The 24409-nt window shown below is 66.9% G+C and carries 21 protein-coding genes; 12 read left to right on the plus strand and 9 right to left on the minus strand.

Annotated elements, in window-relative coordinates; all coding sequences use genetic code 11:
* Nucleotides 1-8: 8 nt before the first annotated feature.
* From ACFV4R_RS12355 to ACFV4R_RS12365, 3 genes are read right to left on the minus strand one after another with little or no spacing between them, the layout of a single operon-like run.
* Complete coding sequence (locus ACFV4R_RS12355) at nucleotides 9-1679, minus strand: DUF5719 family protein (protein ID WP_377202579.1); 1671 nt, start codon at nucleotides 1677-1679, stop codon at nucleotides 9-11.
* A complete protein-coding gene (locus ACFV4R_RS12360) occupies nucleotides 1672-5010 on the minus strand; it encodes a glycosyltransferase (RefSeq protein WP_377202578.1) in 3339 nt (1112 codons plus the stop codon). The genes ACFV4R_RS12355 and ACFV4R_RS12360 overlap by 8 nt, the downstream gene beginning before the upstream one ends.
* Nucleotides 5011-5039: 29 nt before the next feature.
* Nucleotides 5040-5573: a WhiB family transcriptional regulator gene (locus ACFV4R_RS12365; protein ID WP_091719000.1), complete on the minus strand. Its 534-nt coding sequence runs from the start codon at nucleotides 5571-5573 to the stop codon at nucleotides 5040-5042.
* Between the two features lie 391 nt (nucleotides 5574-5964).
* Here ACFV4R_RS12365 and ACFV4R_RS12370 point away from each other — a divergent pair, with 391 nt between their 5' ends.
* The gene (locus ACFV4R_RS12370; protein ID WP_377202577.1) at nucleotides 5965-6693 is read left to right on the plus strand and encodes a TIGR03089 family protein; all 729 of its coding nucleotides are present in this window, start codon (nucleotides 5965-5967) and stop codon (nucleotides 6691-6693) included.
* A gap of 63 nt (nucleotides 6694-6756) precedes the next feature.
* Here ACFV4R_RS12370 and ACFV4R_RS12375 read toward each other — a convergent pair whose 3' ends face one another.
* A complete protein-coding gene (locus tag ACFV4R_RS12375; protein WP_056081900.1) occupies nucleotides 6757-7314 on the minus strand; it encodes a GtrA family protein in 558 nt (185 codons plus the stop codon).
* 175 nt (nucleotides 7315-7489) lie between these two features.
* Here ACFV4R_RS12375 and ACFV4R_RS12380 point away from each other — a divergent pair, with 175 nt between their 5' ends.
* Genes ACFV4R_RS12380 through manA form a run of 4 tightly spaced genes read left to right on the plus strand, consistent with a single transcriptional unit; the run spans nucleotide 7490 to nucleotide 12255 of the window.
* The gene (locus ACFV4R_RS12380; RefSeq protein ID WP_091718995.1) at nucleotides 7490-8686 is read left to right on the plus strand and encodes a 5-(carboxyamino)imidazole ribonucleotide synthase; all 1197 of its coding nucleotides are present in this window, start codon (nucleotides 7490-7492) and stop codon (nucleotides 8684-8686) included.
* Nucleotides 8683-9267, plus strand: a complete 585-nt coding sequence (gene purE / locus ACFV4R_RS12385; protein WP_091718993.1) for a 5-(carboxyamino)imidazole ribonucleotide mutase — start codon at nucleotides 8683-8685, stop codon at nucleotides 9265-9267. Before ACFV4R_RS12380 ends, purE begins: the two co-directional genes overlap by 4 nt.
* A 10-nt stretch (nucleotides 9268-9277) precedes the next feature.
* Nucleotides 9278-10927 (plus strand): LCP family protein, encoded by a 1650-nt coding sequence (locus ACFV4R_RS12390; RefSeq protein ID WP_377202576.1) that lies wholly within the window; start codon nucleotides 9278-9280, stop codon nucleotides 10925-10927.
* A gap of 50 nt (nucleotides 10928-10977) precedes the next feature.
* Complete coding sequence (gene manA, locus ACFV4R_RS12395) at nucleotides 10978-12255, plus strand: mannose-6-phosphate isomerase, class I (RefSeq protein ID WP_377202575.1); 1278 nt, start codon at nucleotides 10978-10980, stop codon at nucleotides 12253-12255.
* Here the strand turns inward: manA and ACFV4R_RS12400 are convergent.
* Complete coding sequence (locus ACFV4R_RS12400) at nucleotides 12252-13295, minus strand: lipid II:glycine glycyltransferase FemX (RefSeq protein WP_377202574.1); 1044 nt, start codon at nucleotides 13293-13295, stop codon at nucleotides 12252-12254. The two genes, manA and ACFV4R_RS12400, sit on opposite strands and share 4 nt — an antisense overlap.
* Before the next feature lie 94 nt (nucleotides 13296-13389).
* Nucleotides 13390-14412 (minus strand): class II fructose-bisphosphatase, encoded by a 1023-nt coding sequence (glpX, locus tag ACFV4R_RS12405; RefSeq protein WP_171908945.1) that lies wholly within the window; start codon nucleotides 14410-14412, stop codon nucleotides 13390-13392.
* Between the two features lie 226 nt (nucleotides 14413-14638).
* On the opposite strand from glpX, the gene ACFV4R_RS12410 reads away from it, so the two are divergent.
* The 5 genes from ACFV4R_RS12410 to ACFV4R_RS12430 all read left to right on the plus strand — a co-directional run bounded on the left by ACFV4R_RS12410 (nucleotide 14639) and on the right by ACFV4R_RS12430 (nucleotide 19981).
* Nucleotides 14639-15319, plus strand: coding sequence for a DUF4245 domain-containing protein (locus tag ACFV4R_RS12410; protein ID WP_377202667.1), 681 nt, complete (start codon nucleotides 14639-14641; stop codon nucleotides 15317-15319).
* 10 nt (nucleotides 15320-15329) lie between these two features.
* A complete protein-coding gene (locus ACFV4R_RS12415) occupies nucleotides 15330-15944 on the plus strand; it encodes a carbonic anhydrase (protein ID WP_377202573.1) in 615 nt (204 codons plus the stop codon).
* A gap of 107 nt (nucleotides 15945-16051) precedes the next feature.
* Complete coding sequence (locus ACFV4R_RS12420) at nucleotides 16052-17479, plus strand: class II fumarate hydratase (RefSeq protein WP_015936466.1); 1428 nt, start codon at nucleotides 16052-16054, stop codon at nucleotides 17477-17479.
* A 130-nt stretch (nucleotides 17480-17609) separates the two neighbouring features.
* A complete protein-coding gene (locus ACFV4R_RS12425; RefSeq protein WP_377202572.1) occupies nucleotides 17610-18281 on the plus strand; it encodes a TetR/AcrR family transcriptional regulator in 672 nt (223 codons plus the stop codon).
* Nucleotides 18278-19981, plus strand: a complete 1704-nt coding sequence (locus ACFV4R_RS12430) for an MDR family MFS transporter (protein ID WP_377202571.1) — start codon at nucleotides 18278-18280, stop codon at nucleotides 19979-19981. Before ACFV4R_RS12425 ends, ACFV4R_RS12430 begins: the two co-directional genes overlap by 4 nt.
* A gap of 132 nt (nucleotides 19982-20113) precedes the next feature.
* Here the strand turns inward: ACFV4R_RS12430 and ACFV4R_RS12435 are convergent, their stop codons facing one another.
* Both ACFV4R_RS12435 and ACFV4R_RS12440 read right to left on the minus strand, forming a co-directional pair.
* Entirely contained in the window at nucleotides 20114-20584 is a 471-nt protein-coding gene (locus ACFV4R_RS12435) for an NUDIX domain-containing protein (RefSeq protein ID WP_261620604.1), read from the minus strand.
* Nucleotides 20585-20631: 47 nt separating this feature from the next.
* Nucleotides 20632-21192 (minus strand): prepilin peptidase, encoded by a 561-nt coding sequence (locus ACFV4R_RS12440; RefSeq protein WP_377202570.1) that lies wholly within the window; start codon nucleotides 21190-21192, stop codon nucleotides 20632-20634.
* Between the two features lie 59 nt (nucleotides 21193-21251).
* On the opposite strand from ACFV4R_RS12440, the gene ACFV4R_RS12445 reads away from it, so the two are divergent.
* Nucleotides 21252-22046, plus strand: a complete 795-nt coding sequence (locus ACFV4R_RS12445) for a hypothetical protein (RefSeq protein ID WP_377202569.1) — start codon at nucleotides 21252-21254, stop codon at nucleotides 22044-22046.
* 41 nt (nucleotides 22047-22087) lie between these two features.
* A complete protein-coding gene (locus ACFV4R_RS12450; RefSeq protein WP_377202568.1) occupies nucleotides 22088-22735 on the plus strand; it encodes a GNAT family N-acetyltransferase in 648 nt (215 codons plus the stop codon).
* Nucleotides 22736-22822: 87 nt separating this feature from the next.
* Here ACFV4R_RS12450 and ACFV4R_RS12455 read toward each other — a convergent pair whose 3' ends face one another.
* Complete coding sequence (locus ACFV4R_RS12455; protein ID WP_377202567.1) at nucleotides 22823-24241, minus strand: PhoH family protein; 1419 nt, start codon at nucleotides 24239-24241, stop codon at nucleotides 22823-22825.
* Nucleotides 24242-24409 lie beyond the last annotated feature (168 nt).

A 24409-nucleotide genomic window follows, 5' to 3' on the forward strand; every position in this document is an offset into this window, starting at 1 on the left:
CGGGCGGGTCAGTAGCCCAGGGCTACGGGGACCGTTTCCTGTCCGGCGGCTGCAGCCTGGAACGGCAGCGATGAGACGTCGCTGCGGCCATCTTGTCCCACCAGGACCGCACCGTACGCGGCGTCGCCGGAGGCTGACACCACGTAGCCCACAACTTCGGCACCGTCTGCTTCATTGGGGACGGTGATGGAGGCTGTCGTTCCGCCGGCGATGTCAGCGGTGGCCGGTGCCTTTACCTTGCCGTCGGCGGTGATCGCGGCGTACGTGATGGTGGCCCTGGCATCAAGGGCGCCAAATACCAGCTGGCGGGTGCCGCCCTTGGGCACGGCCACCACGTGCTGGCTGCCCAGCCGGATTCCGGATGCCGCCCAGGCGAGGTCAGAGGGTTGGTTCGCCTGCAGTCCGCGGGTGATGCGCGTTGCCGCCACAAACGAAACATCCGACGACGCCGCTACCGTGTAGTTCCCGGCCGGCACCCCTGCCAGGGATACTTCGGTAATGGAATTGGCTTTGGCTGTGATCACGCCGCCGGACGGGAGTGCCTTTTGGCCGTCCCGGCCATAGAGCTTGACCTCGACCACGGCGTCGGACGGTCCCGGGACGGTGATCTCCAGCGCGGGCTCGGCGTCTGCATACCCGGGCTTGGCGGTCAGCGCGGCGATCCCGGCAGCGTCCTGGATGTCAACGCCGGTCATCACCTGGCGGACGGCGGGCGCGGTGCCCGGCGTGATGAAGTCCACTCCCCCGGGCGTCAGGCCGCGCAGGACACTCTGCTGGATGGCCGCCGCAATGGGACCGCCAGTGCTGCGGACGCGGACGCTCAGCTGTTCCTCGCCGGGCGCCAGCCCGGCCAGCACCACTGAACGGGTGGTTCCCGGCGCCACCAGCAGGCCGCGGCTTCCCGGCGCCTGAATCTGCCCCTTACCGCCGAACAGCTCGAGGCTGACGGTGGCCGGGCTGCTGGATGCATTGCTCAGGACCAGCACCGATGTCCGGCCCACCGTGGTACTGGCTCCGGCAAGCCATTGGTCGTTGGAGGGCTGCAGGCAGTTGGCCGCAGCCGAACCCTGCAGGTCCCCGTCCGTTGCCCTGAAGATCATGGCCCCCGATGCGGACGCCTTCTGGTTGGCCACGGCGTCGGCGCTGAGGACAGTGACCGAATCCACGCCACGGCCTGACACCGTACCGGCCAGCAGTTCCTGCCGTGGGCCTTCGGATGCCGGCGTGCCCGGAGCCTTGGCGATCTCGACGGCGGTGGCCCCGTCCAGCCGCGACAGCCGGCTTCCGGGTACCACCCCCGCAGTCCCCATTACTGCGCCGGTCACGCTGGTGGCGGCGGTGTCCGATTCGGGGCTGAACTGAGGATCGGTACCTGCTTCGGTGCCTTCCAGGAGGCGGGCCGGGCCCGGGCAAACACCCACGCTGGTTCCGGCGGGAACAGCGGCAGCGGCCGGCTGGATGCTTCGGCTGGAAGGGGCCTTGGGCAGCAGCGAACCTGCGGCAACGACGCCGCCGGCGCACGCCAGGACAAGCACGGCTGTGGCAGCCCCGGCAAGGGCCGCTTTCCGCCGCTTCCCGCTGGCGGGGACATCCGCCGCGCCGGAGTCCTGCTGCTCCTGTAGTCCGTTCCGGTCCTGCCCGGATCCGGTATCGGCGGGACGGGTGGGGTGCTCATGCATTCTGCTTTTCCTTACGCAGGGCGCCTTCGTCGCGTGACAGCCCGGTCCTGGGCCTGTTGACCGGCATGGGAATGGCGAGCATGACCGTCAGGCCGATGACGGTGATCTGGGCTGCTCCTACCCACCAGGCCCACGGGTTTTCGTAGCGGACTGTCAGCTGTCCGCCCGAAGCCGGCAGAGTGAACGCCTGCGCCCACCCTGAGGTGGTGGATGTGAGCTTCCGGCCATCGAGCCAGGCGGTCCAGCCGGCATCGGCGCGTTCGGCCAGGACAACGAGTCGGCCTTCCGGGCCACCGGGAACGGATGTGTCGACGTCGTTTACCCCCGATGGCACCATGGCCAGCGTGGCGCCGTTGCTGTCTGTAATCCGGACACGGTGGGCAACTTCCGCTGCCTGCGTGGCGGACTGGTTCCGGGACGTGATGCGCCAGAGCCAGCCCACGTCGGTCTGTCCCACAGCCACAAGCCCCGGGACGGCGTCCATCCGGCTTGCGGTCAGTTGAGCTGCGGTGTCGGCGGAGCGCAGGACCACGAATCCGGCGCCGAGCTTCTCAAGGTCTTCGCGCGGGTCAACGCCCTGCCCGGCAACCAGTGTGGCCACTACCCTCCGCACGGACGCTGTGACGTCGTCGTCGCCGCGGACCGTTTCGGCTCCCGCGGCGCCCGTGATGTCTCGTGCAGAGGCGATAGCGGACAGGCTGTCCAGCGTGGTTCCCGCACCACGCATCAGGGAAGCGTCGTAGGTACCGTCTTCGCGGGTACCGATGAGCAGTGTCCGTGTCTGCTCAGCGCCGGTTCCTCGGTCGATTGCGGTGGCTGGAAGGGTGCGGGTACCGGCGGCCTCCACGAGCCTGGCGGTACCGAGCCCGGGTGTTCCGGATTCTTCGGGAACGGCTGGCGCGGCAGTCGCCGTGCCGGTCCGGAGCAGGTTTTGGGCGGACCATGCGGCCATGCTGACGACCGGCCCCACAAGAAGGACCGCCATGCCCACTGCCGCGGCCGCATTGGCTGCCGTGGCACGGCGCGGTTTCCTGGCGGCGGCCCGGCCGGCTGCGTTCAGGAGCCGTTCCGCTCCGAGCAGGCCCGCGCCCAGGAGGGCAAACGCGGCGGCGGAGACGGCAGGTCCGGTGAATGGGCTAACGAGGCTGTCAGCCGTGGCACCGGTGGCCACCTGGGTGGCCAGCCATCCGCAAGCCAGCGCTATGGTGGCCGCTGCCCACAGCGTCCGTACCTTCCCGGACCCGCGTCCCGTGGCGAAAAGGGCCACGGCCGCAAGGATGAGTACCGGTGCTGCCAGGAGGACCGAAAGTGCCAAGGCCCACGGCAGCGCGCCGTCCGCAAAGAGCGGTAACCCCACCAGCCCCTTGGCGGGGTCGAACGCCAGCGGCTGGCCCAGGAGCTGCTGCCAGAGCGGGGCAGCCGCGAAGGGCAGGGGCATGCCGGGGTCGGCCAGCAGGGCACGTGGCCTGTCGAGCACCGAAATGCCGAACGGAATGAACAAAGCAGCGCTGGGCAGGAGGGCCCACCAAACGGTGCGGCCGCGGCGGCCCATCCGAAGCCCACAGATAATGATGACCAGGGCTGCCGGGACCAGGAGGGAAGGGGCGGAAGCAACCGTGACGGCGAGGGCAAGCCCCGCCGCGGCCGCGGCAGTCCAGGAAGGCGTTCCGTTGATTCCCGGCCGGACGGCCGGTTTCTCGGCCGCACGCAGGCCTGGTTGCGGTGCCGCATGGCGGCCGTGGCCCACGGCGGAACCCGTGGCCCGCAGCAGGGCCAGGACAACCAGGGGAACCATCAGGTGCGCCACCAGGGCTCCGGCCCGCCCCTGGTTCAGGGCAACCTGCAGGGCCGGCGCAGCCGACCAGAACAGAGCGGCAGCCAGGCGGAGTCGCCGCCGGGTGGTCAGCCCTCCTGCGGCGAACCACGCCGTCAGTCCGGACAGTGGCGTGCCAAGGATGATCAGCCATGCCATGGCGGCGTTCGCGTTGCCGCCGCCCAGTACTCCCAGGATCCACAGCACGTAATCGAAAGGGTCTCCGTGGCCGGGAAGTCCCGCACCGAGATTGATCCACCAGCCGGAGGCGTTCTGCCAAATGTCCCCCAGGCCAGTGGAGATGGGGATGAGGCCACCGCCGGCCACAGCCTCAGCACGGAGAATGCCTGCCAGGCCCAACAGCGAGGCAAGGGAAGCGATGATGAAGGCGGCCAGGGCGCCGTTGCCCACCCAGCCGCGCTTCCGGGTTGCCAGTGCGGCGAAATCGTCTGCGGAGTCACCCGTTGGCTGGTGCGCCAGGGGGTCCTGTTCAAGTTCATCTGCGGGGTTGTCGTCCGCGCCAATGGCTTCCATCAGGGAACGCCGGTGGCTCCAGACTTCCCGCCGCGGCGTCTGGAGCTTGCGGATCACGGACCGGCGGATGCGCCGGGTCTGCCGCGCCGACTTCCTTGCCCGGGCAATGGTTCGTGGCCGTACCAGGGCGGCGAAGGTGGCGGCGAGTTGCGTGATTCCGTGGGCCGGGTCCTTCACCACGATGCTCAGGACCAGCCTGAAGAGGCTTCCGAGCAGGGCTCCCACGGCGTGCACGGGTACCAACCACAAAGGCGCGTGCTTCAGCCGCAGGTGTACCTGGGCTTTCCGGGCTGCTGCCGGGTTACCCAGGCCGTGCGGCCTGTGCGCCACGTGGAACATTCGAGCCGCCGGCACCACGACAACCCGGTGCCCTGCCAGGCGGTTGCGCCAGCAAAAATCGACGTCGTCCCCGGTGCCCGGGAGCCCGGGGTCGAACCCGCCCAGCTGCTCCCACACGTCCCGACGCACGAGCATTCCCGCCGAGTTGACGGCGAAAGTGTCGCTGCGGCCGTCGTATTGGCCCTGGTCAAGCTCGTCGGCGTCGATGAGCGTCAGCCGTTCCGCCCACCTGCTGGTAGACAGACCGACGTCGATGAGCTTCCGTTCCTCGTGCCAGTCCAGTTGCTTACAGCCGGCAACGGTCACTGACGGGGCACGCTCCACGGCACCAAGCAGTTCAGCCAGGGCCTCCGGGGCGGGGGCGGCGTCGTCGTGGAGCAGCCAGATCCACTCCGGTTTGCGGTCGGGCCTGCCTGCCCCGCCCGGGGCCAGCTCCGAAAGGGCTGCTGACACAGCGGCGCCCATGCCGCCCTTCCCGTGATCATGGGAGACGACATGGGCTCGGCCCAAGGTGTTTTCGAGGAGGGTCCGGGAGTCGTCACCGGACCCTGTATCGACGCCTATTGCATAGTCGACCGGCCGGGTCTGGTCCGCTAGGCCTGCAAGCGTTCTGGGGAGATAGGCGCTGCCGTTATGGGCAACCACAACGGCAGTGACATGGACGTCCTGGTGAATTAGACCGCTCGCTTCCTCAGTCGTCGGCGCTCACGCTCGGAAAGGCCTCCCCAGATGCCGAACCGTTCGTCATTGGCCAACGCGTACTCCAGGCACTGTGAGCGGACGTTGCACGCTCCGCAGACTTTCTTGGCGTCACGGGTGGAGCCACCCTTTTCCGGAAAGAAAGCTTCAGGATCGGTTTGGGCGCACAGGGCATCTGTCTGCCAGCCCAGCTCCCCTTCGTCGTCGAAATCCTGCTGGAACGGCAGGCCGATCCACACTGGCTGCACCGTTCCCGGAGCAGCGAGCTCCATGGGCGGATCGAGTTCGTCTTCCGGTTCCGCGCCGCCGTCGAGAAGGGCTTCGTGGGCTGCCAGGAATGCGGTGGCCTGGTCTTCAAGTGCAGTGCCGGTGTTGCTGTTGTAGCGTTCCGCGGCGGCGGGATCGGCGGGATCCACGTACCAATCACTGGGCACCCCCCGGGCACGGTACCTTGCCGTAGCCTGCCCGGCCACGACGGCATCTTCCTGGATACGCTCTGCTTGCCCCACGGCGACCCTCCTGATGTTGCAGCCACTGCCTGGATACGTGGACACTCGGTTGTGTGCCGGTATTTACGCAGTTGCCTTTAGTTATCTAATTACACGTGTGTAACTAAGACGAGTCAAGCCGCAGCCGGGATAATAATCAGTGAACTCGGCGAACCGCGTGCACGCCACGCCCGGGAATTTTTAGCCCTTGGAGCCGCTTCCCCCTCTCGCACCGGTCAAAAGGGCCGAAAACAGGCCTGAATCGCTGTCGCCGCGGGAAAATAGCGCCCTTCGAAGAAATTAGCAAGCCCGCTTACTACTTTGTGTGATAAAGATCTCATACGGCGCTGGCCCCTGATGTCGGCGCTGCCAGCCGGATGCCCGGCACAGCGGCCAGTGGCAGGATGGAGGCATGACTACTCCGGCAATCCAGCTGATGAACAGCCTCCGCTCAGGCAACTCCACTGCACCGCGGTTGACGTGGTACGGGCCGGAGGGCGAGCGCGTGGAACTTTCCGGCCGGGTCCTGGACAACTGGGTAGCGAAGACCAGCAACCTGCTGCAGGATGAGCTCGATGCCGAGCCCGGCATGAAGATCAGGCTGGCCCTGCCCGCGCATTGGAAAACGATGGTGTGGGCCCTTGCCGCGTGGCAGCTGGGCCTCGAAACCGTCCTGGAGGGTGAGGGCGCCGACTTCCTCGTCACTGCCGACCCCGATCTGCTGAACGGAAGGGCGGCCGGGCAGGAACCGGCAGACGGAACTTACGACGCCGTGATCGCCGTCGCGCTTCCTGCCCTGGCCATGCGGTGGCCGGGTGAGCTCGCGGCCGGCTGCCTCGATTACGCAGCCGAGGTACGCCTGCATGGTGATGTTTTCCTGGCTCACGCCGATCCCGATCCCCTGGCGCGGGCCATTTCAGGGTCGGACGGCCGTGAGCACCTTCAGCAGGACCTGCTGGAGGGATTCGCCGCCAGCCATGACGGCGGCGTTCGGCTGCACATACCGGTCTCGGACGGCCTTGAGGCGGCGCTGGCCAATGCCCTCGGGGCGTGGAAGCAGGACGGATCCGTGGTGATCACCCACCCGGACGTCCAGCTGACTGACAAACTGCTCGCCGCCGAACGCATCCACGGCAGCTGACACCCGGATACACGGTGCGTCGGCCCGCGGTCCTGCCATCCGGCCGGAGCCGGCAACGTCCAGCTAGGACTTGGCCGGACCGTCCGCGGACGGCTGGCGCTCGTTGTCTGCGGCCACCGGCGCACCGTGGTGGTGCACTTCGATGAGCTCGTGGTCATGCGAGAACTCCGGCTCTTCGTCCAGTTCCTTGTTGAACACGAGGAAGCGGTAGGCGAAGAAGCGCACCACGGTGGCCACCAGAATGCCCACCACACCGGCCAGGAACAGCAGGTTCTTGTCGGTGACGCCGAGCCCGTACTTGGCCAGGGCCGTGAACCCGGTGGAGATGCCGATGCCAATGCCGTTGATGAGGACGAACATGACGAACTCGCGCAGGACATTGTCCTGGCGGCGGTGGCGGAAGGTCCAGAAACGGTTGGCGATCCACGAGAAGACGGTAGCCACCGTGGCGCCAACGAACCGCGCCTTCGCTTCGCTGTCCGTCATGGGACCGTGCATCAGGTAATACGTCAGGCCGTTGTCAATGACGAAGGCCACACCGCCCACCGCCCCAAATTTGGCAACCTCGCGCCAAAACAGCGACGCCAGGCCCCGGATGCGGTCTGCAAGTGCGGAAATCATGACCCTCCAAGGCCGTATAACGTGTGGGCCTTTTGGCCAGAGATCCATTTTAGCGCCTCGAACCTTGGAGGAGCCTCCCAATAATCCCCGCTGGAGGGTCCGCGTTACCTCGAATCTCGCTTTCCGCCACGGCCGGAAGCCGGGTTCTCCGGCGGTTTTCGGTAGGCTGGCAGATGTGACTTTTCCAGTAATAGGTGTTGTTGGCGGCGGCCAGCTTGCCCGAATGATGGCCCCAGCCGCGACTGCCCTCGGCTTCGAACTTCGAGTCCTGGCGGAAGGTGAGGACGTCTCTGCCGTCTCCGCGGTGTCCACTTCCCCGGTGGGAGACTACAAAGACCTGCAGACGCTCCTGGACTTTGCCAAGGATCTGGACGTCATGACCTTCGACCATGAGCACGTCCCGGCTGCCCACCTCCGGGCACTCCAGGAGGCCGGAGTCAACATCCAGCCAGGCCCAGATGCCCTCATCCACGCCCAGGACAAACTGGTGATGCGGGCAGCCATTGACCGGCTGGAACTGCCCAACCCGGTGTGGGCGTCCGTGGACGACGTTGCTGCCCTGGTGCGCTTCGGCGATGACACCGGCTGGCCCGTTGTCCTGAAGACTCCGCGCGGGGGCTACGACGGCAAGGGCGTCAGGATCGTCGGGTCGGCGGACGAGGCGGCAGAAACAGCCGACTGGTTCGCTGCAATGAGCCCGCTCCTGGCCGAGGCAAAAGTGGAGTTCACCCGGGAGCTTTCTGCGCTGGTGGCACGGACCCCGGACGGCGAGGCCCGTGCCTGGCCTGTTGTCCACACCATCCAGGTGGACGGCGTGTGCGACGAAGTCATCGCCCCCGCCCAGGACATCCCCGTGGAGGTTGCGGCAGCAGCCGAGGACGCCGCGCTGCGGATCGCCGCAGAACTTGGTGTGACCGGCGTGCTGGCGGTGGAACTGTTTGAGACTCCCGGGACCGGGGCGGGCTTCCTGATCAATGAGTTGGCGATGCGCCCGCACAACACCGGGCACTGGACCCAGGACGGGGCAGTGACCAGCCAGTTTGAGCAGCACCTGCGTGCAGTCCTGAACCTTCCACTGGGTGCTACCGACGCGCTGGCTCCGGTAACAGTCATGAAGAACTTCCTGGGCGGCGACAACCAGGACCTGTATGCGGCATTCCCGCAGGCCCTGGCCAGCGAACCGGCGGCCAAGGTGCACTGCTATGGCAAGTCGGTGCGGCCCGGCCGGAAGATCGGCCACGTCAATCTGGTGGGCGCCTCCACCACGGAAGTAGAGTCAGTGCGGCGCCGGGCCGGGATTGTGGCCGGCATCATCCGTGACGGGCGGGCACCTGCAGAAGAGCCGCCCATGACATTCGAGGAGAACGCATGAGCGCCCCCACCACCCCGGCCAACGGATCCGCGGCAAGCCCCCTGGTAGGGCTGGTCATGGGCTCAGATTCGGATTGGCCCGTCATGGAAGCGGCGGCGGAAGCGCTGGCAGAGTTCGGCATCCCGTTCGAGGCCGACGTGGTGTCGGCGCACCGGATGCCCACCGAGATGATCCGGTACGGCCAGACCGCCCACGAGCGCGGGCTCCGCGTGATCATCGCCGGTGCCGGCGGCGCGGCACACCTGCCCGGCATGCTGGCCAGCGTCACTCCCCTGCCGGTCATCGGGGTGCCTGTTCCGCTGAAGACGCTGGACGGCATGGACTCCCTGCTGTCCATCGTCCAGATGCCCGCCGGCGTGCCCGTAGCCACGGTGTCCATCGCCGGAGCCCGCAACGCAGGCCTGCTGGCCGTGCGCATGCTGGCTTCAGGGACCGACGAACTCGCCGCGTCCCTTCGCGCGGACCTGCTCGAGTTCGCCGCAGACCTCAACGCCGTGGCGTCCCGCAAGGGTGCCAACCTCCGGCAGAAGGTCAGCGAGGTCTTCGCCGAGGGCAGCGGAACACTGCGGGGCAACCGTTAGGACCGGCGGAATGTCCAGCAGCAAGGTCCCCCAGTCCGGGTCTGACACGTCCCTGACAGACCCGGTCCGCTACCCGGTGAGCGCTTCGCCGCCGGTACGGACCAAGCGCGCGTTCGTGCTGATCCTGCTGACGCTGTTCGTTCCTGGCAGCGCACAGCTCGTGGCGGGCGACCGCAAACTGGGGCGGGCCGCGCTGCGCGTGACGCTCTGCGCCTGGGCGGCAATCGTCCTTGCACTCCTGCTGCTGCTCTTCAACCGGCCCCTGCTCATCAACGTCATCACCAACCAGTTCGCGTCGCTGGTGATCATCCTCGTCCTGGTGGCCCTCGCCATCGGCTGGGCTGTCCTGTTCATCAATACCCTGCGGCTCATCCGGCCCGTGCTGCTGGTTCCCGGCGCGCGGCCTGGCGTCGGCATCGCCCTGGTCCTGGCGCTGGTCATCAGCAGCGGGTCCCTGGGCTACTCGGCCTACCTGCTCAACGTGGGGCGCAACGCCATTGGCAGCATCTTCTCCTCCGGTCCGGCCATCGATCCCGTGGACGGACGCTACAACTTCCTCATGATGGGCGGCGACGCCGGTGATGACCGCACCGGCCGCCGGCCGGACAGCCTGTCGGTGCTCAGCGTCGATGCCAAGACCGGGCAGACGGCCATCATCTCCATTCCCCGCAACTTCCAGAACGCCCAGTTCAGTGAGGGTTCGCCCATGCGTTCGGTCTACCCGGACGGCTACAACTGCGGCGACGAATGCCTGATCAACGCCATCAACACCGAAGTCACCAACCAGTACGCGGACCTTTACCCGGGAGTGGCTGACCCCGGCGCCCAGGCCACCATGGAAGCGGTGTCCGGAACGCTGGGGATGCCCATCCAGGCCTACGTGCTGGTGGACATGGAAGGGTTCTCCACGCTCATCGACGCCATGGGCGGAATCAGGATCAAGGCCGGCGGCTGGGTTCCGATGAGCGGGTACTTCGACGAAGCCACCAAGACGCACGGCATGCCGCTCGGCTGGATCCCGGCCGGCGAGCAGACCCTGAACGGCGACCAGGCGCTGTGGTACGGACGGTCCCGCGAATACGTGGATGACTACGCCCGGATCCAGCGCCAGCAGTGCGTGCAGCAGGCCATGCTCAAGCAGCTCGATCCGGCTACCCTCCTCGCCAAGTTCGAGGACATTGCCAAGGCCGGTACCAAAGTGGTGGACTCCAACATCTCTTCGTCGCAACTGGGCAGCTTTGTGGACCTCGCCATGAAAGCCAAAGGCAAGGAGGCCAAGCGCCTCACCCTTGGCCCGCCGGACTTCGATGCATCGTTCTCCACGGTGCCAAACTTCGACCAGATCCACGAGCGCGTGGACCAGTTGCTTGCCTCAGCATCCGGCGCCCAGTCGGCAGGAACGGCCGACGACGTCATGGCAGTACCAGCCGCGGGTGGCGGGCACGTCCAGGCATCCGGCAGCCGCTCCCCCGACGTGCTGCAGGCCGGCGGGAGCACGGGGCAGCAGGCCACCCCGGCGCCGTCGGACTTCACCCCGGTGACCACCACACCCGACGGCGAACCGATCACTGCCGAGATGCTGAACCAGCTCAAGAGCGAAGGCAACGAGGAAGCCATCCGGCAGCTCGTGGCAACGAACGGCCAGTGCGCGCCGCTCTAGCGCGCTTGGCGGAACGGCCCTGACAGCCCTAACCAAGAAACGGAACGGTTTTGTACGAGATTGACAACGTCCTCCGGGACTACGCGTGGGGATCCACCACAGCCATCGCAGCCCTCCTGGGCCGGCCCGAGTCCGGTGCCCCTGAAGCTGAACTCTGGATCGGCGCCCACCCTGACTCGCCGTCCACCGCCCATGTCCCGGAGGACCGGAGCACGGCTCCGCTCGATGCGCTGATCACCTCGGACCCGGAGCATTTCCTGGGGGCGGAGTCCGTGGCACGTTTCGGCCCGCGCCTGCCGTTCCTGGCGAAGATCCTTGCCGCAGCCCAGCCGCTGTCCCTCCAGGTCCACCCCAGCCTGCAGCAGGCACAGACCGGGTTCGCCCGTGAAAACGCCGAGGGTGTGGCACGGGATGCCCCGCACCGGAACTACCGGGACGACAACCACAAACCGGAGATGATCCTGGCGCTGACGCCGTTCGAGGCCCTCTGCGGCTTCCGGTCCGCAGCAGCCACCCGAGGGATCCTGCAGCATGTTGCGGACGCCGTCAGCCGTGAAGCGGGGAGCCACGGGGATTCCGGGCGTGAGGGCGCTGCCCTGGTGGATTCCCTGATTTCGGATCTCGACGGCGAAGCCCACGGCGGTGATGAAGGCGCCGGCCTGCGCAGGGCCTTCGAGCGGCTCATCACCGGCGGCGAGGACATCGCCACGGCCACGTCACAGGTGGTTGCCGCACTGATCGGTGGCAGCCTGGCGCCTTATGAGGCCGAACTCGGCACCGTTATCAGCCTCAACGAGAAGTACCCGGGCGACCCCGGGGTGCTGATCTCCCTGCTGCTGAACCGGCTCTCGCTGCAGCCGGGCGAGGCCGTATACCTCCCTGCGGGCAACGTGCACGCCTACCTGCACGGCCTGGGAGTGGAGGTGATGGCGTCCTCGGACAACGTGCTTCGCGGTGGCCTCACGCCGAAGTACGTTGACGTTCCCGAACTGCTGCGCACCATCGACTTCAGCCCGGTGGCGGTCCCCATGCTGGACGCCGAACGGTCGGAACTGGGCCAGGAACTCTTCCGGCCGCCCTTCGCTGAGTTCCAGCTCCAGCGGATTGAGCTCTCGCCCGGCGACGGCCCGGTGCCGCTGGCACAGTCCGGAGCAGCAGTGGTGATCGTGGTGGCCGGCGGAATCTACCTGGACTCACCCAAGGGCGACCTGCGCCTGGACCGCGGTGCCAGTGCCTTCCTCGCCGCCGCCGAGGCACCGGTGAACGTGCACCTGGCCTCGGACAGCGCCGAGGCGGCACTGGCGTTCGCTGTGACAACCGGCCTTTAGCCCCGGCGCAGCAGCGTCCGTGCCCGTCCGGCTGCGGCTTTGGCCAGCCGGCGGGCCGTCTGAAGCCCGCGGCGGGCCAGTGGCATCGCCTTGGAGTAGGCCGGGTAGAACGGTGAGAGCGGCTTTTCCCACGTTCCCAGCAGCATGTTTTCGTGCTTCGCGAACTGCTTCTTGAAGTCGGAGATGCCATCGTTGAGCAGGCCGTTGAAGTCGTACCGGGAGCATCCGTCCTCCCGCATGGCCTGCAGGGCGGCCCACTTGACGCCGTAGTTCACGCGCTGTTTCTGCCCTTCGGCCGAGACGCCGCCATAGAGTTCAAACGCCGTGGCGCCGCTGCGGGCGAGCCAGACGAACGCCAGCAGCTGCTCGCCGTCGAACGCTCCGATGATGGGCGAGCCGTCACCAAGGTTCCGGAAGATGTCGCGGTAGTACTGGTCCTCGTGGATGCCAAACCCGGCGCGCTCGGCTGTCTCGTGGTAGATGGCCAGGACCTGTTCGAGCTCGGACTCGTTCTTGACCTTGCGGAATTCGACCTCGCTGCGCATCGCCTTCCGGATGTTCGCCCGGGTCGACTTGGACATTTCAGCCATGAGCTCGTCATCGGTCCGGGTGAGGTCCAGGATCAGGGTCCGGGGAATGAGCACCGTGTTGGTGGTTTCCCGGAAGCCCGCCCCGGCCACGGCCCCGGCGTAGGCCGAGTCCTTGTCCCAGTCGGGTTCGATGCTCAGGGCCACGCCGCGGTGCCGGATGGCGGCATGGTCAGCGAGGCTGTTAAGGACGGCCTGGGTGTCCTCCACCAAGCACATCGGGCCCCTGGGGATGTAGACCAGTGCCCGGAAAGGCAGCGGCAGCGGGCGGACCAGCAGCTGGGCGGCTCCGACGGTGGCCTCGCCGTCCTTCAGCAGCACCCGGTCCACCGACCAGCCATGCATGGCCTTGGTTTCTCCCCAGCCCCAAAGCTGCTGCGGATGCCCGTTGAACGTGTCGACGGATTCGTCCCAGAGGGCGCGGTCAGTACAGGGCACAACAGCAGGAATCATGGCTTAAACCCTATACCAGCCTTTAACGCCGAAGCCCCGGAGCGCACGCTGTGGAATAGTCGCGGGCGCTCCGGGGCTTCCGGGGGAACTGTGGTCAGCTCTTGCGGGCGTAGCCTTCCCACTTGCTGGCCTGGTGCTCGCCGTCCACGAAGCGGATGGTGCCGGACTTGGACCGCATCACGATGGACTGGGTGAGGACCTTGTCCTTGGAGTAGCGCACACCGCGCAGCAGGTCGCCGTCGGTGATGCCGGTGGCCGCGAAGTAGCAGTTGTCGCTGGAGACGAGGTCGTTGGTGGAGAGGACCCGCTCAAGGTCGTGGCCGGCGTCGATGGCCTTTTGCTTCTCTTCGTCGCTGGTGGGCCACAGGCGGCCCTGGATGACGCCGCCGAGGGACTTGATGGCGCAGGCAGCCACGATGCCTTCAGGGGTGCCGCCGATGCCCATCAGGGCGTCAACGCCGGTGCCGGAGCGGGCTGCAGCGATGGCGCCGGCGACGTCGCCGTCCATGATGAACTTGGTGCGGGCGCCGGCTTCGCGGATCTCCTCGACCAGCGGGCGGTGGCGGTCACGGTCCAGGATCATCACGTTGAGCTGGTTGACCTTCACGCCCTTGGCCTTGGCGATCAGGTGCAGGTTCTGCTTGACCGGCAGGCGCAGGTCCACCATGTCAGCAGCTTCGGGCCCGGTGACGAGCTTTTCCATGTAGAAGACGGCGGAGGGGTCGAACATGGAGCCGCGTTCGGCCACGGCGAGGACGGCCAGGGCGTTGTTGATGCCCAGGGCGGTCAGCCGGGTCCCGTCGATGGGGTCAACGGCAACGTCGCATTCGGGGCCGGTGCCGTCGCCGACGCGTTCACCGTTGAACAGCATGGGGGCTTCGTCTTTTTCGCCTTCGCCGATGACCACAACGCCGTTGAAGTGGACGGTCTGCAGGAAGGAGCGCATGGCGTCGACGGCTGCACCGTCGGCGGTGTTCTTGTCGCCGAAGCCCACCCAGTGTCCGCCGGCGATGGCTGCTGCCTCGGTGACGCGGACGAGCTCGAGGGCAAGGTTGCGGTCCGGCTCATCGTTGCCCACAGCAAGGGACGGTGAGATCGTGGAGTACTTCTGGGTCATGGACGCTGGTGACACGTTAACCTCTTCTTCGAGTGGCGATCATTGAACCCGTCCCGCCGGAGCAGCTGGACGGTGATTCCTCTGCTTTCGATCATAGTCGCGGGACGCGGTGCCGGACGGCGGATGACGCACACCCGCAATGTGCACGCGGTGTGCGGGACTGCCTCCGGGAGCCGCCGAATGGAAGTCCCATGCCGGCATGGGCGACTATGGAGGGGTGAATGAGATGCAGGAGAAGACCAGCCCCACCCCTGACCCGGCAGGAACCGGAGGCAGCGGCGGGGCCGGCGCCGGGGACGCAGGCGCCCCCGTAAGGCCTGTCATTCCGGCAGCAGCGGCCAAGCGGGCGAACGCTTCGGTCATCGGCATGGTCATCGCCCTGGTGGTGAGTATCGCCGCGTTCCTTCCCGTCATCCTCATGAACCCGCTGCCCAAGAGCGACGGATACCGCCCGGACATCGACGTCGCGGGCATCTCCCAGCGGGCTGCGGATGTGGCAGGATTCACACCCGCGGCGCCTGATACCGGGAACGCCTTCCGTGCCAACTATGCGCGGTGGGAAGCGGGGACTGGCAACGGCGTCCCCACATGGGAGGTGGGCTTCCTGACCCCCAAGGAGTCCTTCATCGCCCTGGTGCAGACCAGCAAGGCCAACCCCACCTGGCTCCTGCAGCAGACCAAGAACGCCCCCGTGACCGGGACCCGCAGCGCGGGCGGCCAGGAATGGGAGCTCCGGGACACCGGCAAGGGAGAGAAGTCGATGGTGCTGGATTACCGCGGCACCACCGTGGTCCTCTCCGGCGCGGCGCAGCTGGACGAATTCGGCACCTTGGCCGACGCCGTCGTGAAATCCATGGACAGCAACCCGGCCGTCACAGTTTCACCGTCGGCACCCGCCGCACCTTAATGTAGTAAGCGTGGCTACTAATCTGACTCCTGCACTGGCCTGGCGCCGCCTGCGCGAAGGCAACGAACGATTCGTCAACGGCGAGTCCTCGCATCCGAACCAAAACGCCGACCACCGTTCGTCCCTGGTGGAGACCCAGCATCCGTTCGCGGTGATCTTCGGCTGCTCCGACTCCCGCCTCGCCGCGGAAATCATCTTCGACGTCGGCCTCGGCGACGTCTTCGTGGTGCGGACCGCCGGCCAGGTCATCGACGACGCCGTCCTGGGCTCGCTCGAGTACAGCGTCGGTGTGCTCGGGGTGCCGCTGATCGTGATCCTTGGCCACGACAGCTGCGGAGCCGTCACGGCCACCAAGTCGGCCGTCGAGACCGGCGAGATGCCCACCGGCTTCATCCGCGACCTCGTGGAGCGCATCACGCCGTCTGTCCTGACCTCGCTGCGCAACGGCCAGCCGGAGGTCAACGACATGGTGGTGGAGCACGTCAAGCAGACGTCCCAGCGCCTTGCGGACAGCTCGCGTGTGATTTCCGACGCAATTGAGGAAGGCCGCACTGCGGTCATCGGGCTTTCGTACCGGCTGGCCGAGGGCCGCGCCGACCTTGTTTCCGGAATCGGCGAGCTCTAGCAACCAGTACCGGACCCGTGGAGCGGGTCCCTGGACGGCCGGACAGGCCGCTCCGGGGCCCGCTTCACGGTTTTCGATGGGGCGGCCGGGAGCCATAAGCTAGCCCCATGACTTCCACTGAAGAGTTCCGCATTGAACATGACACGATGGGCGAAGTCCGCGTCCCCGTGAACGCACTGTACCGCGCGCAGACGCAGCGGGCAGTAGAGAATTTCCCCATCTCCGGCAAGACCCTGGAGCGCACCCACATCGAGGCGCTGGCACAGGTCAAGAAGGCAGCTGCCCAGGCCAACGCAGAACTGGGCGTGCTCGACGGCGAGCTGGCCAAGGCGATTGCCGACGCTGCCGATGAGGTGGCAGCCGGCAAGTACGACGGCGACTTCCCCATCGACGTCTTCCAGACCGGTTCCGGCACCTCCTCGAACATGAACACCAACGAGGTTCTGGCAGAGCTGGCCACGCGCGCACTGAAGGCTGCCGGCAGTGACAAGGTGGTCCACCCCAACGACCACGTCAACGCATCGCAGTCCTCCAACGACGTGTTCCCCACGTCCGTGCACGTAGCCGCTACGTCGGCACTGATCAACGACCTGATCCCAGCCCTCGGCTACCTGGCCGAGTCGCTGGAGCGCAAGGCCGTTGAGTTCAAGGACGTCGTCAAGTCCGGCCGCACGCACCTGATGGACGCCACCCCGGTGACCCTGGGCCAGGAGTTCGGCGGCTACGCCGCTCAGGTCCGCTACGGCATCGAACGCATCAACGCCGCGCTCCCCCGCGTCGCCGAGGTTCCGCTGGGCGGCACCGCCGTGGGCACCGGCATCAACACCCCCGCCGGGTTCCCGGAGCGGGTTATCGAACTGCTCGCCACGGACACCGGCCTGCCGCTGACCGAGGCCCGCGACCACTTCGAGGCACAGGCCAACCGCGACGGCCTGATCGAAGCGTCCAGCCAGCTGCGCAACATCGCGATCTCCTTCATGAAGATCAACAACGACCTCCGCTGGATGGGTTCCGGCCCCAACACCGGCCTCGGCGAAATCGCGATTCCGGACCTGCAGCCCGGTTCCTCCATCATGCCCGGCAAGGTCAACCCGGTCATCTGCGAGGCGTCCATCATGGTGGCCGCCCAGGTCATCGGGAACGACACCGCCATCGCCTGGTCCGGCACCAACGGAGCGTTCGAGCTCAACGTCGGCATCCCGGTGATGGCCGCGAACCTGCTTGAGTCCATCCGCCTGCTGGCCAACACCAGCCGCGTGATGGCGGACAAGATGATCGACGGCATCACGGCCAACGTGGAACGCGCCCGCTTCCTGGCCGAAGCCTCCCCCTCGATCGTCACGCCGCTGAACAAGTACATCGGCTACGAGAACGCTGCCAAGATCGCGAAGATCGCCGTCAAGGAGGGCCTGACCATCCGCCAGGCCACCGAGAAGCTCGGCTTCGTCGGCGAAGGCGAAGGCAAAGTCTCCGAGGCTGACCTCGACAAGGCACTGGACGTCACCACCATGACGGCCCCGGCCCACAAGGCCTAAAGCACTAAACGCCCGACGGCGGCCGCCCACCTTCCCAGCGAAGGCGGGCGGCCGCCGTCGTACTTTAAGCCCTGCCGTGCAACCACAGTCAAAGTTGCACCATTGCTCACTTAGTGCAAAACTTTACTCTGTGACTGATAGTGCAAATTCCGATCCGGGCCTGCGGGAACGCAAACGGACCGCCACCCGGACCGCCATCACCGCCGCCGCCAGGGCCCTGACCTCTGCGCGGGGCCTCAACGGCTACACGGTGGAGGAAGTCTGCGAGGCGGCCGGCATCTCACGCCGGACATTCTTCAACTACTTCCCCACTAAGGAAGACGCCATCATCGGCCACGCCGAGGACGACGTTCCGGCGGACGTCATCGAGGAATTCGTGGCCGGCGCCGAGGGCTCTCCCGCGGGCAGCATCTCCCCCACGCTGTTCCAGGACCTGGTGAGACTGTCCCTGCGGCTGGCCGAAGGCATGTCGGCCTCCGAAGAGGAAACCCGTCAACTGATCGCCGTGGTCAAGAAGGAGCCCCAACTCATCGTGCGGATCATCGGGGTGACAGAACAGCGCGAGGCGCAGTTCGCCCGGGACGTCGCACGGCGTGAAGGAGTGGCTCCGGACCACCCTGTGGTGCAGATGGCCGTGGTGCTGCTCAGCACCATCGCCCGCAAAAGCAGCATGGCCTACTTCTCCGACGGCAACACCCGCAGCTACCCGGAGCTGCTGCTGGAAAACATCTCGGCAGCAAGCCTCCTCTTCTCCCAACCATTCGACAGCACGGCCACCGCCGCAGCAGAAGGACACGCATGAGTACCGCAACCGCCACACCGCCGGCAGGGCCCCTGCTGCTGACCCAAAAACGCATCTGGATCATCTTCTCGGCCCTGATCGCCGGAATGCTGCTGTCCAGCCTTGACCAGACCATCGTCTCCACCGCCATGCCCACCATCGTGGGCAAGCTCGGCGGCGTGGAACACCAGGCCTGGATCACCACTGCCTACCTGCTGGCCACCACCATCGTGATGCCCATCTACGGGAAATTCGGTGACATCCTGGGGCGGCGCAACCTGTTCCTGGTGGCCATTGCCCTGTTTACCCTCGCCTCGCTGGGGTGCGCCCTGGCCACGGACTTCTGGGGCTTCGTCATCTTCCGCGCCATCCAGGGGCTGGGCGGCGGCGGACTCATGATCCTTTCCCAGGCCATCATCGCCGACATCGTTCCGGCCAAGGACCGCGGCAAGTACATGGGCCCGCTGGGCGCCATCTTCGGCCTGTCCGCCGTGGCCGGTCCGCTGTTGGGCGGCTTCTTCGTGGACCACCTCACCTGGGAATGGGCCTTCTACATCAACATCCCCGTTGGCCTGGCCGCCTTCGCCATCGCCTGGTTCGCCCTGACGCTGCCGAACAAGAAAGCTGAGAAGCGGATCGACGTCCTGGGCGTTGTACTGCTCTCCGTCGCCACCACCTGCCTGATCTTCTTCACCGACTTCGGCGGCAAGAAGGACGAGGGCTGGGATTCACCCCTTACCTGGGCTTTCGGCGCCGGCCTGCTGGTGTCCGCCGCCGCGTTTGTCTTCGTGGAGCGCCGCGCGGAAGACCCCATCATTCCGCTCAGCCTGTTCCGCAACCGGATCTTCATCAACGCCACCGCCATCGGCTTCACCCTGGGCCTGGGCATGTTCTCGGCCATCGCGTTCGTTCCCACGTTCCTGCAGATGTCCTCCGGCACCTCCGCCGCGGAGTCCGGCCTGCTCATGCTCCCCATGATGGCCGGCCTGATGGGTACCTCCATCTACTCGGGCATCCGGATTTCCAAGACGGGCAAGTACAAGATGTTCCCCATCCTGGGCGCTGCGCTCACGATGGCCGCCATGCTCTGGATGACCACCCTGGCCGCGAGCACACCCATCTGGGTGATCTGCGTGCAGCTGTTCGTGTTCGGCGCCGGGCTGGGCCTGATCATGCAGGTAGTGGTCCTGGTGGTCCAGAATTCCGTGCCGGCGGAGCAGATCGGCACCGCCACCAGCACCAACAACTACTTCCGCGAGGTGGGCGCCGCCATGGGCGTGGCGATTTTCGGATCCCTGTTCACCACCCGCCTGTCCGAGTCGCTGACCAGCGCCTTTACCGGTGCGGGCGCATCGGCCGAGCAGGCGTCGCAGTCCACCAGCACCCTGGACCCGCAGGCCATGAACCAGCTTCCGGAGCAGCTGCGGGACGCCATCGTCAACGCCTACGCCGATTCGCTGGCCCCGGTGTTCTGGTACCTGGTGCCGTTCATCGCCATTGCCCTGCTGTTGGCCATCACCCTCAAGCAGATCCCGCTCTCCGATACGGCCGGGATGGTGGCCCGAGGCGAAGCCGTCGGCGGCGAGGAAGCTGAGCGGCTGGCCGCCGGCCTGCCCGGCGTTTCCGGAGGGCAGCATGCTCCCGCCGGGGAGGCCGTGGACGACGGCGACACGGCCATGGCACGGGACGACGACGGCGAGCTGGTCCCGCAGGGCCGCTGACCGCCGCCGTACGCACCGCCGCCGCACCCGGTCCGGGTCCGGTGCGGGTATGAGCCGACAGGGACGCCGCAATCTTTGGGGGTTGCGGCGTCCTTGTTCGTATCAGCGGACTCCCGGGGCGAGGCGCGATTTTCAGGGCTCGTAATGGACGGCGTCATGGGGCGCCAGCGCCCGTTCGATGCTCTCCCTGTCCCGCGGCCGGATGTCCGGCAGGCCGTCCAGGGGGAACCAGCCCACGGCAAGGGATTCGTCATCGTTGACCCGGGGCTCGCCGGACACGTGGCGGCACCGGAACACGATGTCCAGGAAGTCGCACACATCCCCGTTGGGGAAAGTGACGGGGCCGGAGACACCCACGGAAACCATGCGCTCGGTCTCTGCCACCACCGCGGTCTCCTCGAAGATTTCCCGCACCAGGCCGGGGCCCGGGTGCTCCCCCGGATCCAGCAAGCCCGAAATCAGGGCCCACCTGCCGTTGTCTGATCGCTGCCCCAGCAGGATGTGCCCGTCGTCATTGACCACCACACCCCGTACTGCGGGAATCCACAGAGGATCGTGGCCGATTTTTTCACGGAGTTTAAGGATGAATTCGGGCGCTGCCATGGCTTCAGCCTAGCCGCCGCACGGCGTGGCCAGACCTTTCGGTGGCGTCAGGCGGCAGGCAGCAGGAGCATCGCGGCGGCGGTCCCGGCCAGCATGAACGGGCCGAAGGGAATGGCGGATTTGAGGCTGCCGCGGCGGCTGGCGAGCAGTCCAAGGCTCCACAGGCCGCCCAGGAGGAACGCCGCGAATGTTCCGGCGAACACGTGCCCCCAGCCGAGGTAGCCCAGGTACATGCCCAGCACACCGGCGAGCTTCACGTCACCGAATCCCATGCCGGGCGGATACACCAGGCGGAGGACAAAGTAGAACAGCCACAGCACCGCTCCCCCGGCGAGCACACGGCCTCCGGGCAGGCCGAAAAGCCGGGCACCGCCGTCGGGTACGGCCGCAGCGTCCGCCCCTGCCACCAGGACCGTAGCCACCGCAGCCAGCAGGAGCACCCCGGCCACCCCATAGGAGGGGAAAACGATCCGGTTGGGCAGCAGGTGGTGCCGGACATCGATCACCGTGAGGCGGACCGCCATCACCGCGAAGTAGAGGCATGCCGCCAGCACCAGCCAGAACGCAAGAGGGGTGTCCAGCCACAGGTCGCCGAGTCTTCCGATCACCCCTCGGATGCTACTGGAATTCCCCTGCCCGCCCCACCGTGTCCGCGTAAACTGTGGATATGTCAGCCTGGGATTCCCGGCGGCGCCCGGACCCCGCCGGCGGCGCATCCCCCTCAGATCCCACCGCCATGTTCCGCAGCCTGTGCCGGTCTTCGCCGTGGAAGTGGCAGTCACTTCGCTTTGAGTACTGGGATGAGCCTTTCGACGCGGCACCGGCTCCGGGAGCTTCCCTGGTCCGGGCGTGGCTGCGCCGGCCCGGCGCTCTCCGGCTGGAGAGCCCCGAAGGACTGGTCCTCCACAGCACCACAGGAATCAACGATTCCCGGGATGGCCTCTACGTCAGTTCCACCCGCAAGTCCTGGCTCCTCCCGCCCCATCTGGTCTCTCCGGTGTACGGCGCGGCCGGACTGGTGAAGCGTCGTCCGGAGGCAGCGTACGGTGAGCCCGGGTTCGGCAACGGACGGTTCTCCGCTGCACTGGACCCGGTGGAGCTTGCCGGCAATTCCCCCGCGCCGCTGGAATTTCCGGGCAGCAACCCGGTACAGGTGGAGGACGTGCGCACCGTGGACCACGACGGCAGGCCGGCCCTGGAGGCCGTGGTGGCCCCCACTCCCGCTTACCAGCCCTGGGATCCAGCGGCTCCGCTGTGCCTTGCCGGCCGCTCCCTGGTGCGGGTGGACCTTGGCACGGGAGTCTGCGTGGCCAGCCGTTCGCTGGAGGACGACACCGCGGGCTACGGGCACTGGCTGCGGATCCTCGGCGTCGACGAATACATGCTGGACGACCTCTTCCTCGCCGAGTCCATGAACCTCACAGACGTCCGCCGCCACATCAGCTGGGATGTGCCCGCCTGACGTGACAGGCAGAGGTGCACGTCATCGGCTAGGCTTCGCGGATGATTAGCATGAGCTCCATCTGGCCGCTGTACGACCTGAAACTGACCACTCCGCGGCTGGAGCTCCGGCCCGTCACCGAACAGGACATCCCGGCAGCCGTCGACGCCGCCCGCAGCGGCATCCACGAACCCGGCCGGAACCCGTTCAGCACGGCCTGGGCAGAGGCTCCCCTGGTGGAAATGGGGCCGCGGATGGCCCAGTGGCAGTGGCGCCTCCGGGCCGAATGCACGCCGGAGTCCTGGACACTGCTCCTGGGCATCTGGCACGAGGAGCAGTTCATCGGCTGCCAGGACGTGGGCGCCAAGGACTTCGCACTGTTGAAAACCGTCTCCACCGGATCGTGGCTCAAGCAGTCCGTGCAGGGCCGGGGCCTGGGCGCAGAGATGCGTGCCGCCGTCGTGCTCTGGGCCTTCGACTGGCTTGGCGCCGACGTTGCCGAATCCGAAGCCGCGGACTGGAACGCGGCCTCCCTCGGCGTCTCCCGCACCCTCGGCTACGAACCCAACGGAACCACCCGGAAGGCGTGGGGCACCCAAGTCGAGACGGTCCAAAAAGTCCGGGTCACACGCGAAACCTTCAAGCGCCCCGATTGGACCCTCCAAGTAGAAGGCCACGAAGCAGCGGCCAAGTTCCTGAAGGTGACCTGACTCCAGGCCGGGTGGCGCGGTTCGTCCGCGGCCATGCAGAAGGGCCGTGGCCTGGCGAACCCGGACACAGCCCTTCCGTCAGGCGACTCAGCCCTCCAGCAGCTCTGTGACCAGGGCTGCGATCGGGGACCTTTCCGAGCGGGTGAGCGTGATGTGCCCGAAGAGCGGGTGGCCCTTCAGGGTCTCCACGACGGCGGCGACCCCGTCGTGGCGTCCGACGCGAAGGTTATCGCGCTGGGCGACATCGTGGGTGAGCACGATCTTCGAGTTCTGGCCGATGCGGCTCATGACTGTCAGCAGGACGTTCTTTTCGAGGGACTGGGCCTCGTCCACGATGACGAATGCGTCGTGCAGTGAACGGCCGCGGATGTGGGTGAGGGGCATGACCTCGAGCATTCCGCGGTCCATGACTTCCTCCACCACTTCCTGGCTGACCAGGGCGCCCAGTGTGTCGAAGACGGCCTGGGCCCAGGGGTTCATCTTTTCGGACTCGGAGCCGGGCAGGTAGCCGAGTTCCTGGCCACCCACGGCGTAGAGGGGGCGGAACACGATGACCTTGCGGTGCTCGCGGCGTTCCAGGACCGCCTCGAGGCCCGCACACAGGGCCAGGGCCGACTTGCCGGTACCGGCCCGGCCGCCGATCGAGACGATGCCGACCGAAGGGTCCATCAGCATGTCGATGGCCAGCCGCTGCTCGGCGGACCTGCCATGGAGACCGAACACGTCCCGGTCGCCCTTGACCAGGCGCACCTGCTTGTCCGCACCCACCCTGCCCAGGGCGGAACCCCGGTTGGACAGGAGGACCAGCCCGGTGTTGACCGGCAGTTCCGCGGCCGCGGGGATGAACACGGGTTCGTGGCCGTAGAGGGTGGAGATCTCCTCCTCATTGGCCTCGACCTCGGCCACCCCGGTCCAGCCGGAGTCCTTGACCAGTTCGTTGCGGTACTCGTCCGCCGTCAGCCCCATCGCCGAGGCCTTGACGCGCATCGGCAGGTCCTTGGACACCACTGTGACGTCCTTGCCTTCGTTGGCGAGGTTCTTGGCGACGGCGAGGATGCGGCTGTCGTTATCACCGCTGCGGAACCCGAGCGGAAGCACCTCCGCAGAGATGTGGTTAAGCTCCACCGTGAGGGTGCCGCCGTCGTCCCCGATGGGGATGGGCTGGTTCAGGCCGCCGTGCTTGACCCTCAGGTCGTCGAGGAGCCTCAGCGCCGCGCGTGCAAAGTAGCCCAACTCGGGGTCGTGGCGCTTTGCTTCCAGCTCGGTGATTACCACGATGGGGACGATGACTTCGTGTTCTGCGAACCGCAGCAGCGCCCGGGGGTCCGAGAGAAGGACGGAAGTGTCGATCACGAAGGTGTGGATCAGGGAATCCCTTCCGGAGACGGCAAAACCGGCCGCAGCATCAGTTGCCGCGCCGGTTTTTTCAGTGGCTCGCACAGTGCGAGAGGTAGCTGTTCCTGCCTGGTCTGAAAGGACCTCATGCAGTTTTTCAGAAGTAGCCACATCGACTCCAGCCCCGGGCCCCAGCCCGGCCTTGTTATTGGTGAGGCGGCTCGGCCATGAGGCCGGGTCCGGCCTCCCATACAACCGGTGCGATGTTTCGCTCCATGTACTGGCCTCCCCGATCAGCCGGCGGTTTGCCTGCTGATGGATATAACGTAAATCCAGCCC

The sequence above is a fragment of the Pseudarthrobacter sp. NPDC059871 genome (genome assembly GCF_042731175.1).
Taxonomy (GTDB): Bacteria; Actinomycetota; Actinomycetes; order Actinomycetales; family Micrococcaceae; genus Arthrobacter.